This window comes from Blastococcus saxobsidens (assembly GCF_002938435.1).
Classification (GTDB): domain Bacteria; phylum Actinomycetota; class Actinomycetes; order Mycobacteriales; family Geodermatophilaceae; genus Blastococcus; species Blastococcus saxobsidens.
The window spans coordinates 1-14,215 of sequence record NZ_POQT01000022.1; the positions used below are offsets into that span (position 1 = coordinate 1).

Annotated in this window: 13 protein-coding genes; 7 read left to right on the forward strand and 6 right to left on the reverse strand. The window is 73.5% G+C overall.

Annotation, left to right across the window (positions count from 1 at the left end; translation table 11 throughout):
• The 7 genes from murJ to C5507_RS13725 form a co-directional block, all read left to right on the forward strand.
• Positions 1-1,835, forward strand: a 1,835-nt coding sequence (gene murJ, locus C5507_RS13695) for a murein biosynthesis integral membrane protein MurJ (RefSeq protein WP_104529083.1), incomplete at its 5' end; no start/stop codon positions are given.
• A 74-nt stretch (positions 1,836-1,909) separates the two neighbouring features.
• On the forward strand, positions 1,910-3,604 hold the full coding sequence (locus C5507_RS13700) for a protein kinase family protein (RefSeq protein ID WP_165400474.1): 1,695 nt from the start codon (positions 1,910-1,912) through the stop codon (positions 3,602-3,604).
• Positions 3,605-3,747: 143 nt separating this feature from the next.
• Positions 3,748-4,710 (forward strand): thioredoxin-disulfide reductase, encoded by a 963-nt coding sequence (gene trxB / locus C5507_RS13705; protein WP_242611242.1) that lies wholly within the window; start codon positions 3,748-3,750, stop codon positions 4,708-4,710.
• Positions 4,711-4,803: 93 nt separating this feature from the next.
• Positions 4,804-5,130 carry a thioredoxin gene (trxA, locus tag C5507_RS13710; RefSeq protein ID WP_014378697.1) on the forward strand — a complete coding sequence of 109 codons (327 nt, stop codon included), beginning with the start codon at positions 4,804-4,806 and terminating at the stop codon, positions 5,128-5,130.
• A 173-nt stretch (positions 5,131-5,303) separates the two neighbouring features.
• A complete protein-coding gene (locus C5507_RS13715; RefSeq protein ID WP_104529086.1) occupies positions 5,304-6,443 on the forward strand; it encodes an N-acetylmuramoyl-L-alanine amidase in 1,140 nt (379 codons plus the stop codon).
• A gap of 222 nt (positions 6,444-6,665) precedes the next feature.
• Positions 6,666-8,090 (forward strand): aminotransferase-like domain-containing protein, encoded by a 1,425-nt coding sequence (locus C5507_RS13720; RefSeq protein WP_242611244.1) that lies wholly within the window; start codon positions 6,666-6,668, stop codon positions 8,088-8,090.
• Positions 8,087-9,082 (forward strand): D-alanine--D-alanine ligase family protein, encoded by a 996-nt coding sequence (locus C5507_RS13725; RefSeq protein WP_104529087.1) that lies wholly within the window; start codon positions 8,087-8,089, stop codon positions 9,080-9,082. The genes C5507_RS13720 and C5507_RS13725 overlap by 4 nt, the downstream gene beginning before the upstream one ends.
• A 74-nt stretch (positions 9,083-9,156) precedes the next feature.
• On the opposite strand, the gene C5507_RS13730 is transcribed toward C5507_RS13725, so the two are convergent.
• From C5507_RS13730 to yidD, 6 genes are all read right to left on the reverse strand, one after another.
• Complete coding sequence (locus C5507_RS13730; protein WP_104529088.1) at positions 9,157-10,230, reverse strand: ParB/RepB/Spo0J family partition protein; 1,074 nt, start codon at positions 10,228-10,230, stop codon at positions 9,157-9,159.
• Positions 10,231-10,255: 25 nt separating this feature from the next.
• Positions 10,256-11,314: a ParA family protein gene (locus C5507_RS13735; protein ID WP_104529089.1), complete on the reverse strand. Its 1,059-nt coding sequence runs from the start codon at positions 11,312-11,314 to the stop codon at positions 10,256-10,258.
• A gap of 100 nt (positions 11,315-11,414) precedes the next feature.
• A complete protein-coding gene (gene rsmG, locus C5507_RS13740) occupies positions 11,415-12,089 on the reverse strand; it encodes a 16S rRNA (guanine(527)-N(7))-methyltransferase RsmG (protein WP_104529090.1) in 675 nt (224 codons plus the stop codon).
• Entirely contained in the window at positions 12,086-12,688 is a 603-nt protein-coding gene (locus C5507_RS13745; protein ID WP_104529091.1) for a Jag family protein, read from the reverse strand. Before C5507_RS13745 ends, rsmG begins: the two co-directional genes overlap by 4 nt.
• A gap of 79 nt (positions 12,689-12,767) precedes the next feature.
• On the reverse strand, positions 12,768-13,841 hold the full coding sequence (gene yidC, locus C5507_RS13750; RefSeq protein WP_207225878.1) for a membrane protein insertase YidC: 1,074 nt from the start codon (positions 13,839-13,841) through the stop codon (positions 12,768-12,770).
• Positions 13,834-14,166 carry a membrane protein insertion efficiency factor YidD gene (gene yidD / locus C5507_RS13755; protein ID WP_242611245.1) on the reverse strand — a complete coding sequence of 111 codons (333 nt, stop codon included), beginning with the start codon at positions 14,164-14,166 and terminating at the stop codon, positions 13,834-13,836. The genes yidC and yidD overlap by 8 nt, the downstream gene beginning before the upstream one ends.
• Positions 14,167-14,215 lie beyond the last annotated feature (49 nt).

Consider the following 14,215-nt stretch of genomic DNA (forward strand, 5'->3'; position numbering starts at 1 on the left):
CCCCGGAGCAGCGCGACCCGCAGCGACCGGCCCCCCGCCCGCCGGTGCCGCCGGCCCGCGCGCGCGGCGCCGCGCCGCTTCCCCCCATGCCGCCGCTGCGGCACCGCTGGGTCCCCGCGGCGGACGAGACCCAGGTCTTCCCCATGCCGGTGCTGCCGCCGGTGCCGCGGGCGGCCTCCGACACCGACGAGGACGTCGAGGAGCGCGAGGGCGCTCCCGGCGCCAGCCGCGGCATCCTGCGCGCCGCGGGCACGATGGCCGTGGCGACGCTGGTCTCCCGGATCACCGGCCTGCTGCGCACGATGGTGCTCGCGGCGGCCCTGGGCGTGGGTCTGCTGGCCGACGCGTACGCCACCACCAACACGCTGCCGAACATCGTCTACGAGCTGCTGCTCGGCGGCGTGCTCACCTCGGTGATCGTCCCGCTGCTGGTGCACGCCCAGGAGCGCGACCGGGACGACGGCGTCGGCTACGCGCAGCGGCTGGTCACGATGGCCATGGCCGGCCTGGCCGTCATGACGGTGCTGGCGGTCCTCGCCGCGCCGCTGCTCACCGCCCTGTACGGGCTGGACGAGGATCCCGAGCAGTACCGCCTGGCCAACTGGCTGGCCCGCATGCTGCTGGTGGAGATCATCTTCTACGGGCTCGGCGCCTTCGCGCAGGCCATCCTCAACAGCCGCGGCGTCTTCGGGCCCCCGGCCTGGGCGCCGGTGCTCAACAACGTCGTGGTGATCGCGACCGGCCTGGTGTTCCTGGCCGCCAGCGGTCCGGGCGTGCTGCAGCCGCGGACCATCGAGCCGGGCCTGGTGTGGCTGCTCGGCATCGGCACGGTGCTCGGCATCGCCGTGCAGGCCCTGGTCCTCGTGCCGCTGCTCGGCCGTGCCGGCGTCCCGCTGCGGCCGCGGTGGGGCGTCCGCGACACCGGGCTGCGCGAGGCGGGGACGCTCGGCCTCTGGGTCATCGGCTACGTGGCCGTCAGCCAGGTCGGCGTGCTGGTCGCGATGCGCATCGCCAACCAGGCGCAGCGCGACGGCGGCCTCGGCTCGACCGCGTTCCAGTTCGCCAGCCTGCTGTTCCAGATGCCCTACGGGATCATCGGCGTCGCGCTGCTGACCGCCCTGGTACCCCGCATGAGCCGGGCGGCCGCGCGCTCCGACGTCCCCGGCGTCGTCGACGACCTCTCCCTGGGCACCCGGCTGTCGGCCCTGGGCCTGCTGCCCGTGACCGCCGTCCTCACCGTCCTCGGCACGCCGCTGGGCGTCCTGGCCTTCGCCCGCGGCAACACCTCCCTGGAGGAGGCCCAGGCGATCGGCACCGCGCTGGCGGCCGGGGCCTTCGGCCTGCTGCCCATGGCGGTCACCCTGCTGCAGCTGCGGGTCTTCTACGCGATGAAGGACGCCCGCACGCCCACCCTCATCCAGGTCGGCATGGTGCTCGTGCGCGTGCCCCTGCTGCTGGCCGTGCCCGCCGTCGTCGACCCCGAGCACGTCGTGGCCGGGCTGATGCTCGTCACGAGCATCACCTACGTCGCCGGCTGGGGAATCGGTGACCTGGCGCTGCGCCGGCGGCTCGGCGGCCTGCGCACCCGGGAGACGTTCGGGCCGGTGCTCCGGGTGGCCCTCGTGGCCCTCGTGGCGGGCCTCGCGGGCTGGCTTGTCCGGATCGTGACCTCCGACCTGGGCGGACAGTCGACGGCAGGGTCGCTCCTGCAGGTGCTGGTCGGTACCGTTGTCATCGGAGGCGTCGCGGTGGTCGGACTCGTGATGGCCCGTGTTCCGGAGCTCCGGGAGCCCTTGACCGCGGTCAGGGCCCGGCTGGGACGGGGCCGCTCGTGAGCACTGCCGCGGAGCCGAACGTGCCGGGGCAGCAGCCCCGGCGGCCGGAGCTGCACAGGGAGTCGACAGTGTCGATGGCGTCCACGACCACCGGCCTCCCGGACCGCTACCGCCCGCTCGACCAGATCGGCCCCGACGAGATCACGCCCACCGGGGTCATCCAGTGCTGGCGGGCCAAGGACCGCGTCCTCAACCGCGACGTCGCGATCCGCGTGCACACCCCCGCCGGGCCGGCCGCGCACGCGTGGATCACCCGCGCGCTGACCGCCGGCGGCCTGGCGACCCCTGCGCTGGCGATGGTCTACGACGCCTCGGAGGGCAGCGGTGATCCGCAGGCCCCCGGGGGCGCGGCCTACGTCGTCAACGAGTGGATCGACGGCGAGACCCTGGCCGACCGGCTCCGCTCGGGCCCCATGCCCGAACGCGAGGTGCGGCTGACGGTCCGCCGGCTGGCCGAGGGCGTCGCCGAGGCGCACCGGGTCGGGCTGGCCGTCGGCGGGCTGACCCTGGACAACGTGGTGCTGCGGCCGAACGGGCTGGTGGGCCTCCGGGCCGTGCCGGCGGCCGCGGGCACCGTCGACGGCGACATCCAGGCCCTGGGCGAGCTGCTCGAGGCCTGCCTGACCGGAGTGGGCCCGGGCGCACGCGGGATCTCCGGCCCCTCCGACCTCATCGCCCTGGCCCGCCGTGCCCGGTCCACCGAACCCGGCCAGCGGCTGTCCAGCGTGGCCGCCATGGCCTCCCTGCTGGCCGAACGCCCGCGCACCGGTCCCACGCCGACAGCCGGCCGGGGCCGGGAGGCCGACGACGACGGCGGGCGGCGCCGCTGGTCCCGCGACCGGCGCCCCGAGGCGGTGGCGCCCGTCCGGCTGGAGCCCGGCACCCTTCCCCCCGTGCCCCCGGTGCGCCCGGTGACCCAGGGGCCGCCCCTGTCCGGGGCCGCGCTCGGCGCCGACACCGTGGACGCCGGCTCCATCGGCCGCTCCGGCCTCACCCCACCGCCCCCCGCTGGGCGGCACCCGCTCGACGAGGGCGAGGAGTCCTTCGGCGTCCTGCCCGACGGCGGGACCGGCTACGACGACCGATCGGACGTCGACTTCGACGACGACCGCGACGACGAGGACGGCGCCCGGCGGCACAAGCTGGTGGTCGTGGGCCTCCCGCTGCTCGCGCTGGCCGTCGTGATCGCGCTCGCCTGGTGGTTCGGTTCCAGCGTGCTGTCGGTCGCCGGGTCCGTCGACGACCAGGGGTCCACGCCGTCGGTGAGCGCTCCGGCGGACGGCTCGACGGGCGGCTCGGAGGAGCCGGCCGCCGAGCCCGGCTCCGTCGCCGCCATCACCGCGGCCGACGTCTTCGACCCCTTCGGCGACGGCGAGCCGGAGAACACCGGGCAGATCCCGGCGTCCTACGACGGCGATCCGGCCTCGACCTGGTCGACGCTGACCTACCGGGGATCCCCGGCCTTCGGCAACCTCAAGCCCGGCGTGGGGGTCCTCTACGACCTCGGGGAGGCCCAGCAGGTCTCCGGGGTCACGCTCACCTCGCCGTCGGACGGCGCGACCGTGGAGATCCGCACGGGCGAGGCCGCCGGCCAGGCGCTCGAGGACTTCACCCCGGCCGCCGACGGCACGCTGGGCGGGAGCACCGACCTGGAGTTCGGGGAGCCGGTCACGGCCCGCTACGTGCTCGTGTGGGTGACCGGGCTGGTGAACGCCGGGGACGGCTTCGCCGCGGAGCTCGGCGAAGTGGAGATCCGCACCGCCGGCTGAAAGAGGACCCCGTCCTCCTCACCGCTCGCAGGCTCGCGGCGAGCCTCTGGACGGGGCCTCGGAATGCCGCCCCTACGATCCTCGTTGTGCCGCCCGTGAGTGACTTCCCGACGCCTGGTCCTGCCGTGACGACGGAGGAGATCGTGAACCCCGTCATCCCCCCGGCCGAGCACGACGGCATCCGTGACCTGATCATCATCGGCTCCGGGCCCGCCGGCTACACCGCCGCCACGTACGCGGCCCGGGCCAACCTGCACCCGCTGGTGTTCGAGGGCTCCCAGTTCGGTGGCGCCCTGATGACCACCACCGAGGTGGAGAACTTCCCCGGGTTCCCCGAGGGCATCCAGGGCCCGCAGCTCATGGACGACATGCGCACCCAGGCGGAGAAGTTCGGCGCCGAGCTGGTGCCCTCGGACGTGACCGAGGTGGACCTCACCGCGAACCCGAAGACCGTCAAGGTCGGCGACACCGTGCACCGCGCGCACGCGGTCATCGTCGCCACCGGCTCCAAGTACCGGTACCTCGGTCTGGACAACGAGCAGCGACTGCTCGGCCGCGGCGTCTCCGCCTGTGCCACCTGCGACGGCTTCTTCTTCCGCGACCAGGACATCGTGGTCGTCGGCGGCGGTGACTCCGCGATGGAGGAGGCCACCTTCCTCACCCGCTTCGCCAAGAGCGTGACCGTCGTGCACCGGCGGGAGGAGCTGCGCGCCTCCAAGATCATGGTCAAGCGGGCGCAGGACAACGAGAAGATCCGCTGGGCCCTGGGCAAGCAGGTCACGGACGTCCTGGGCGACACCACCGTCTCGGCGGTCGAGCTGACCGACGTGAGCAGCGGCGCGACCGAGACGGTGCCGGTCAGCGGCCTCTTCGTCGCCATCGGGCACGACCCGCGCAGCGAGCTGTTCGCCGGTCAGCTGAAGCTGGACGACGCGGGCTACATCCAGGTGGAGCACCCGACCACCCGCACCAACATCGACGGCGTCTTCGCCTGCGGTGACGTCGTCGACCACATCTACCGCCAGGCGATCACGTCGGCCGGCACCGGTGCCGCCGCCGCCATCGACGCCGAGCGGTGGCTCGCCGACACCTTCGACGAGCGCTGATCCGGGCATAACCGGCGCCGAGCGCCGGTTGTCCCCAGCAGGCAACCTCGTCCGCACCACCTACGAGCCAGTCGACCGAGAGGGAGAACGACCATGGCAGGCAACACCGTGACGGTCACCGACGCCAGCTTCGCCACCGATGTGCTGGGCAGCGACAAGCCCGTGCTCGTCGATTTCTGGGCGGAGTGGTGCGGCCCGTGCAAGATGGTCGCCCCCGTGCTGGAGGAGATCGCTTCCGAGCACGGCGACAAGCTCACCATCGCCAAGCTCAACATCGACGAGAACCCGCAGATCGCCCGGGACTACCAGGTCATGTCGATCCCGACCATGACGGTCTTCCAGGGCGGCAAGCCGGTGAAGAGCATCATCGGCGCCAAGCCGAAGGGCGCGATCCTGAGCGACCTCGCCGACTACATCTGAGCCACGGACCGCCCCCCGCGGGGCGATGACGGTGACGCTCCGTACGACCGGGCCCCACCCGTCCTCCGGACGGGTGGGGCCTTCGTCGTGAGCGGGGGAGTCCCCCGGCCCCCGGTGAGCCGGTCCGGGACCGATCGACCACAATCGGTCACACGATGGGAACCGACAGCCGCATGCACATCCTGAGGCGTGGAGACCGTGGACCGGCAGTTGCCGACGTGCACGCTGCTCTGCGCAGCCTGGGGCTCCTGCCACCGGGCGCGTCCGCGGACGGCGCCGAGCAGCCCCTGGACTCCGTCGAGTACGACGACGCCACCGAGCTCGCCGTCCGCCACTTCCAGCAGGTCCGCGGGCTCTCCGTCGACGGAAGGGTCGGCGAGGAGACCTACCGCGCCCTCAGCGAGGCCCGCTGGTCCCTCGGTGACCGGCTCCTGCGGTACGACCCCGAGCGCCCGATGCGCGGCGACGACGTCACCAACCTGCAGGAGCGCCTGCTCGAGCTCGGCTACGACGCCGGCCGGGCCGACGGCATCCTGGGCCCGGAGACCGAGACGGGCCTGCGCGCGTTCCAGCGCGACTACGGTCTGACCTCCGACGGGACCTGCGGCCCCGCCACGCTGCGCGCCCTGCGCCAGCTCGGCCGCAAGGTCACCGGTGGGCGCCCGCAGCTGCTGCGGCAGAGCGCCTCCTTCGTGGAGAGCGGCCCGCACCTCATCGGCCGCCGGATCGTCGTGGACCCGGGGCACGGCGGCGCCGACACCGGCTTCACCGCCGGCGAGACCACCGAGGCCGACCTGGTCTTCGACCTCGCGTCCCGGATCGAGGGCCGGCTCGCAGCCGCGGGTGCCACGGTCTACCTGACCCGCGGGCGCGCGCAGGGCCCAGAGCTGGCGGAGCGGACCGCGTTCGCCAACGACGCCCGCGCCGACCTCTTCATCTCCCTGCACATGGACGCGCACACGTCCGAGCACGCGCGCGGTGTGGCGAGCTACTACTACGGCACCGGCTCCGGGGCGTCGTCCACCGTGGGGGAGGAGTTCGCCTCCCTGGTGCGCCGCGAGGTCGTGGCCCGTACCGGGCTGCTGGACCTCGGCTCGCACCCCAAGACGTGGGACCAGCTGCGGATGACCCGCATGCCGTCCGTCCGGCTCGACTGCGGCTACCTCTCGCACCCGGTGGACCGGCTGCTGCTCCTGGACGCCCGCGTGCGCAGCGCCATCGCCCACGCCGTCCTGGCCGCCGTGCAGCGTCTCTACCTGCCCGCCGAGGCCGACCCCCCGACGGGCACGTTCCAGCTACCCACGCACGTCTGAGGGGGCTGTGCACATCGTCCTCCTCCGGACGACACCGCTCTGCACATCGTCGTCCTCCGGACGACACCGCGGCCAGGGAGCGTCCCCAGCTGCCGCGGAGCCGTTGAGTCGTCCCTGCGCGGGACCCTCCGGGCCCCACTCGGGCCGACGGTGCCGGTCACCGCCAGCAGGGCCCCTCACGCCCTCTCATGGCTCGCCGCACCCCGGCCTACACTCCTGGAGGTGCCCACCCTCCCGCCCGGCTCGCCCGCCGGTCCCGGTCAGCCGGGGACGCACCTGACCACAGGTGCCCATCCCCACGTCGTCCCGCGCCATCCGCGGCTGGACCCGTTGGCCGACCGGTACGCAGCACGGACGCACGGCATGAAGTCCTCGGAGATCCGCGCGCTGTTCTCCGTCGTCAGCCGGCCGGAGGTCGTCTCCCTGGCCGGCGGCATGCCGGCGGTCACCGCACTCCCGCTCGACGCGGTCGGCTCGATGATCGGCGAGCTGGTCTCGGGCATGGGCGCCCAGACCCTGCAGTACGGCTCCGGCCAGGGGGATCCGCGGCTGCGCGAGCGGATCTGCGACGTGATGGCGCTCGAGGGCATCACCGACGCCTCCCCGAGCGAGGTCGTGGTGACCGTCGGCTCCCAGCAGGGCCTGGACCTCGTCACCCGGGTCTTCTGCGACCCCGGCGACGTGATCCTGGCCGAGGGCCCGTCCTACGTGGGTGCGCTGGGTGTCTTCCAGGCCGCCCAGGCCCGCGTCCGGCACGTCGCCATGGACGACCACGGGCTCATCCCCGAGGCCCTCGAGGAAGCGCTGCTGGACTGCCGCGCCAACGGCGACCGGGTGAAGTTCCTCTACACGGTGCCGAACTTCCACAACCCCGCCGGTGTCACCCTCTCCGAGCCGCGCCGCGAGGCGATCGTGGCCCTCGCGGAGAAGTACGACCTGCTGGTGATCGAGGACAACCCGTACGGGCTGCTCGGCTTCGAGCACGAGCCGATGCGCGCGCTGCGGGCCCGCAACAACCAGCGGGTCATCTACCTCGGCTCGTTCTCCAAGACGTTCTCCCCCGGCCTGCGCGTCGGCTGGGTGCTGGCCCCGCTGGCCGTCCGCGAGAAGCTCGTGCTGGCGACCGAGGCGCAGGTGCTCTGCCCGCCCTCGCTGACCCAGTACGCCGTCGCCCGCTACCTGGACACCCAGCCCTGGCGGGAGCAGATCAAGACGTTCACCGAGCTCTACCGCGAGCGCCGCGACGCCGCCTTGGAGTCACTGGCCGCCCTCATGCCCGCCGGCACCGCCTGGACCAGGCCCGAGGGCGGCTTCTACGTGTGGCTGAAGCTGCCGCACGGGCTGGACGCCAAGCTCATGCAGCCGCGCGCGGTCGCCGCCCACGTGGCCTACGTCCCCGGCATCGGCTTCTTCGCCGACGGCAACGGCCAGGAGTACATGCGGCTGTCCTACTGCTACCCCGAGCCGGACCAGATCCGGGAGGGAGTGCGCCGCCTCGCCCGCGTGATCGAGGCCGAGCTGGACCTGCACTCCACCTTCGACAAGGTCGACACCGGCACCTTCCGCGCGATCACCCCGGCATCCGGGCACGACGCCGAGTCGATCGTCGGACCGGCCAACAGCGACACCTACGAGGACGGGCGATGAGCGAGACAGCACCCGCAGCCCAGCCCGCCGCGGCGGCGCCGGCGCACCCGTTGCGTGCCGTCGTCCTCGCCGGTGGGCTCACCTTCGAACGGGAGGTCAGCCTGTCCTCGGGCACCCAGGTGGTCGAGGAGCTCACCCGGCTCGGGCTGGACGCCGAGCTGCGGGACGCCGACGCCGAGCTGCTGCCCGGCCTGTCCGCCGCTCCCGCCGACGCGGTGTTCATCGCGCTGCACGGGGCGACGGGGGAGGACGGCGCCCTGCGGGCGGTCCTCGACCTGGCGGGGGTGCCCTACGTCGGGTCCCGGGCCTCGGCCTGCCGGCTGGCGTGGGACAAGCCGGCGGCGAAGTCGGTGGTCGCCACGGCGGGCGTGCCGACGCCGGACTGGGTGGCCCTCCCGCACAGCACCTTCCGCGAGCTCGGCGCCGGCGCGGTGCTCGACCTCATGGTGGCCCGGCTCGGGCTGCCCCTCATGGTCAAGCCCGCCTCCGGGGGGTCCGCGCTCGGCGTGCAGAAGGTCAGCCGCGTCGAGGACCTGCCGGCGGCGATGGTCAGCTGCTTCGCCTACGGCGACACCGTGATGGTCGAGCGGTACGTCGACGGGGTGGAGGTCGCGCTCGCCGTCGTCGACCTGGGGGACGGGCCGCAGGCGCTGCCCGCGGTCGAGATCGAGCCGGAGTCCGGCGTCTTCGACTACTCGTCGCGTTACAGCCCCGGCCTGACGGAGTACCACGCCCCGGCCCGCATCCCGGACGACGTCGCCGCCCGGGCAGCCGCCATGGCGGTGCGCGTCCACGAGGTCCTCGGCCTGGCCGACCTGTCCCGCACCGACGCGATCGTGACGCCGGACGGGGAGGTGCACTTCCTGGAGGTGAACGTCTCCCCGGGCCTGACGGAGACGTCGATGTTCCCGATGGCGGTCGAAGCGGCCGGGTTCGACCTCGGGGACGTGCTCGCCCTACTCCTGACCCGGCGGGCGGCGTCCGAGCGCTGACCCCATCCGTACCACGGGAAACGGGCCCCTAACGTCAGTGACGTTAGGGGCCCGTTTCCCGTGTGCGTGTTCGATCAGGCGTCGGGGCGCCGTCCGGTGATCTCTGGCGCCATGACGCCGATGATCCGCTGGAGGTCGTCGACCGAGCCGAACTCGACGACGATCTTCCCCTTGGACCGGCCGATCTGGATCTTCACCTTCGTCTCGAACATGTCCGACAGCCGGGAGCCGAGCTCCTCCACGCCCGGCGCCGAGATACGCCGGGTGCGGCGCTTGGCCGTCGGCTCCTCGGCGGCCGCCATGGCGACGGCCTCTTCCGTGGCGCGGACCGACAGCCCCTCCGCGACGATGCGCGTCGCGAGCGCGTCCTGCGCAGCGGCGTCGGAGAGCCCGAGGAGCGCGCGGGCGTGCCCGGCGGAGATGACGCCCGCCGCCACCCGCGTCTGGACCTTCACCGGGAGCTTCATCAGCCGGATGGTGTTGGTGACCTGCGAGCGGCTGCGGCCGATCCGGCTCGCCAGCTCCTCGTGGGTGGCGCCGAACTCCTCGAGCAGCTGCTGGTAGGCCGCGGCCTCCTCCAGCGGGTTCAGCTGTACCCGGTGGATGTTCTCCAGCAGCGCGTCGCGGAGCATCGCGTCGTCGGTGGTGTCCCGGACGATGGCGGGGACGGTCTCCAGTCCGGCGGCCCGGGACGCCCGGAGCCGGCGTTCGCCCATGATGAGCTCGTAGCGCCCGTCCCCGGCCTCCCGGACGACGATCGGCTGCAACAGACCGAACTCGCGCACGCTGTGCGTCAGCTCCTCCAGCGCCTCGTCGTCGAAGACCTGACGCGGCTGCTTCGGGTTCGGGACGATGTCGTCGACGCCGACCTCGCGGAGCTGCGCGCCGGGTACACCCACAGCCGACTCGGGGGCAGCGGCCGGCGGCGGGACGAGGCTGACCGGCGAGGGGGCCGCGGGCGAGGGTGACGATCCGGCGGGCGACGACGGCACCGCGGCCGCGGTCCCCGACGACTCCTCGTCCCCGTGCGTCTCGGGGGCCGGCTCCGCCACGGGGGCCGGTGCCGGGGCGGGGGTCGCCGGTGCCGGCGGGGGACCGGTCGGGATGAGCGCCGCCAGCCCGCGCCCCAGGCCGCCTCGCTTGGTCATGACTGCTCCTCGTCGGGAGTGGTGCTCACTGGGATTCCTGGGTGCGGAACGGCTCCGCCGTGTCGCCGAAGGCGAGCGCGCCGACCGGGGTCGCGCCGGCGCCGCCGGTCGTCGCGTCGAGCGGCGGGAGGTCGACCCCGCGCCGGGCCAGCTCGCGCGCCGCCTCGACGTAGCTGGTGGACCCCCGGGAGCCCGGGTCGTAGGTCAGCACCGACTGCCCGTAGCCGGGCGCCTCGGAGACCCGGACGTTGCGGGGGATGACCGCGCCGAGCACCAGGTCGCCGAAGTGGTTGCGGACCTCGTCGGCCACCTGGTCGGCCAGCTTGGTGCGGCCGTCGTACATGGTCAGCAGGATCGTCCGCACCGCGATCCCCGGGTTGAGGTGCTGGCGGACGAGGTCGATGTTGTTGAGCAGCTGCCCGAGACCCTCCAGTGCGTAGTACTCGCACTGGATGGGGATGAGCACCTCGTCGCCGGCGACGAGCGCGTTCAGCGTGAGCAGGCCCAGCGACGGCGGGCAGTCGATGAGGACGTAGTGCGGGCGACGCTCACGGGGGAGGGCCGCCACGTAGGCCTCGATGGCACGGCGGAGGCGGTGCTCGCGCGCGACGACGGAGACCAGCTCGATCTCCGCGCCGGCCAGGTCGATGGTGGCCGGCACGCAGAGCAGGTTGGGGCTGGCCGTGGTCGGGTGGACCACCTCCGACAGCGTGCTGTCGCCGACCAGGGCGTCGTAGATCGATGGCGTCCCCACGGTGTGCTCCACACCGAGGGCGGTACTCGCGTTGCCCTGCGGATCGAGATCGATCACCAGCGTGCGCAGGCCGTAGAGGGCCAGGGCCACACCCAGGTTCACCGTGGACGTGGTCTTGCCGACCCCGCCCTTCTGGTTGGCGATGGTGATGACCCGGATCCGCCCCGGAGCCGGGAAGGGCTCCTGGTCCGCGGCGTGCAGCACGCGGGTCGCGCGCAAGGCCTCCATCGCGATGGGGCTGTCGAAGTCGGCCAGCCCGCCGGCGGGGGAGGCGGCCGACGACTGGTCAGCGGCGAGGCTGCTGCGCAGCCGCTCGCCCGGGTCGGTCATCGCGGGTCCTTCCTGTGCCGCCGGCGTTTCACGTGGAACGGGGTGGGAATGTCGTCCTGTTCCACGTGGAACAGGCTCGGCGCGCTCGCCTGGAGCGTCGTCACCGTTCTCCACGCGTCATGACCACCACGGTAGTGGCAGCGTCCCCCAGGGATGCACCGACTGCCCGCGGTTCGATGTCCCGCATACCGGCGGCCCGGAGCTCCGGGACCAGAGAGGGCAGTTCCTCGAGAGCTCGCGCCCCGACGAGGGCCACCAGCTGAGTACCCGGCCGCAGGAGACCACGGCACCAGCCCACGAGGCGGGGGAGCGGCGCAACCGCCCGCGCGGTCACGACGTCCACCGGTCCGACGGCCGAGACGACACCCCGGTCCTCCGCCCGGCCGCGGACGACGCGCCACGCCGCGGAGGACCCGCCGGCCAGGTCTGCCACCGCCTCCTCCAGGAACTCGACCCGCCGCGCCATCGGCTCGACGAGCGTCAACGCGACGTCCGGGCGGGCGAGCCCCAGCGGGATGCCGGGGAGACCGGCCCCGCTGCCCACGTCCACGACGCGGGCACCCGGCGGGACCGCCTCGGCGACGGCCGCGCTGTTGAGGACGTGCCGCTCCCACAGCCGGGACACCTCGCGGGGTCCGATCAGCCCACGGGTCACCCCGTCGGTGGCCAGACGGGCGACGTACCGCTGCGCGGCGGGGAGCGCGTCCCCGAAGACGCCCGCGGCCGTGGCGGGCGGCTCCGGGGGAGCCGTCCGCTCCGGGGATCCCTGGGTCACCTGTCGGGCAGGACCACGACGCGACGGTTGGGCTCCTCGCCCTCCGACTCGCTGTGCACCCCGGCGACCGGGGCGATGACGTCGTGGACGACCTTGCGCTCGAACGGGTTCATCGGGCTCAGCCGCTCCGGCTGGCCGCTCGAGGCGACCCGGCGGGCCGCCTCCCCGGCCAGGGCGGTCAGGTCGGCCCGGCGCTTGGCCCGGTACCCGCCGACGTCGAGCATCAACCGGCTCCGGACACCGGTCGACTGGGCCACCGCGAGCCGGGTCAGCTCCTGCAGGGCCTCCAGGGTGGCACCGTCGGGGCCGATGAGGTCGTTGAGGCGGCCACCGACGATGGCCACCGAGGCGCGGTCGCCCTCGACGTCGAGGTCGATGTCCCCGTCGACGTCCAGGATGTCCAGCAGGCGCTCGAGGTAGTCCCCGGCGACGTCGCCCTCGCGGACCAGGTGGTCGTCGCCGGTCCCTCGCGCCTCGTCCGTCCCGCCGGCCCCGTCCGTCTCGACGTCGACGGCCTCGACGAGGGCGTCGTCGCTGCCGGCGTCGGCATCGGGCAGGGCAGGCTGGCTGTCGGTTGCGGACTGCTGCGGAGCACTCACGGGTGTTCCTCCCAGGGATGTGCGGCGGCCGGGCGTACCCGGTGGTCTGTGTGCCGGACGAGCCGGCGGGGCGGAGCAGTCAGCGACGCTTGCGCTTGCCGCGGTTCGCCGGGCCCTGGCCGGATCCCGGGCGGGAACCGCTCCCGGAGCCGTTGCGCGACGCGGTCGCACCGGTCGAGGGCGCTGCGGGGTCCGGTGCCGACCCGTCCGGAACGCCGTCGACGGTGCTGTCCGGGGCCACGGTGGGAGAGGCGGCGGTGCGACCCGGCTTGTTCCGCACCGGCTTGGCGCCGGGCTTCGGGGCCAGCGTGCGCGGGTCGATCGCGGGCTTGTCGGCGCCGGCCTTCGCCTTGGCGGCATCCGATCCGGGCGGTGGCATCTTGCGCAGGATGAAGAACTGCTGCCCCAGCGTCCAGAGGTTGTTGACCATCCAGTAGATGAGGACACCGATCGGGAAGATGAAGCCCGACACGAAGAGGCTGATCGGCACGCCGTAGAGCATCAGCTTCTGGACCATCGCGGCCTGACCCTCGACCGGGCCGGAGCGCGCCATGATCTGCTTCTGCGTGAAGTAGGTCGTCGCGCACATGACCACGATCAGCACGAACGCGACCGTGCGGATCGTCGTGTAGCTGGCGATCTCGAGGATCGCCTGCTCCTTGGCGCCGCTCATGTTGAACGACGCGGAGATCGGCGCACCGAACAGCTTCGCCCGCGCGGCCTGGTCGGTCAGCTCGTCGGTCCAGGAGTACAGCCCCTGCTTCTCCGGGGCCAGCCGCCGCAGGACGTGGAAGAGCGACAGGAAGATCGGGATCTGCGGGAGGATCGGCAGGCAGCCGGCCAGCGGGTTGACCCCGCGCTCCTTCTGCAGCTGCTGCATCGCCACGGCCAGGCCCTGGCGGTCGCTGCCGTACTGCTTGCGCAGCTTCTGCAGCTCCGGCTGGAGCTCCTGCATCGCCCGCTGGGACTTGACCTGCTTGACGAACAGCGGGAAGAGGATCAGTCGGATGGTGACGACCAGGAAGACGATCGCCAGCACCCACGCCAGCCCCGACAGCCCGGACTCGGCGGGCGGATAACCGAACGCCCAGTTCCACAGCGAGTGCCACCGGGCCATCACCCAGGAGATGGCGGTGTACAGCCAGTCAAGCAACGAAGGTCTCCTCGTTCGCCCGGCCGGGAGCCGGTGGGGTGGCCGGGACGGGACCCGGGCCATCGGTCGGCGTTCCGGAACGGGACACCGCAGTTCTGGACGAGTGGGCGGCGGGCGCAGTTCCGCCGGGACGCCGGGCGGCCGGCACGAGGTCGACGCCACCGGGGTGCCAGGGGGCGCACTTCGCCAGCCGGACCAGCGTCAGCCACGACCCGCGGCCGGCACCGTGCACCGCCACCGCCTCCGCGGCGTAGGCGCTGCACGTCGGGTGGAACCGGCAGCGCGGCGGGAGCGCAGGGCTGATCGCCCGGGAGTAGAAACCCACCGCACGCACCAGTCCACGGGCGACGGGGGACCGGCGCGGCTCGGCCCGG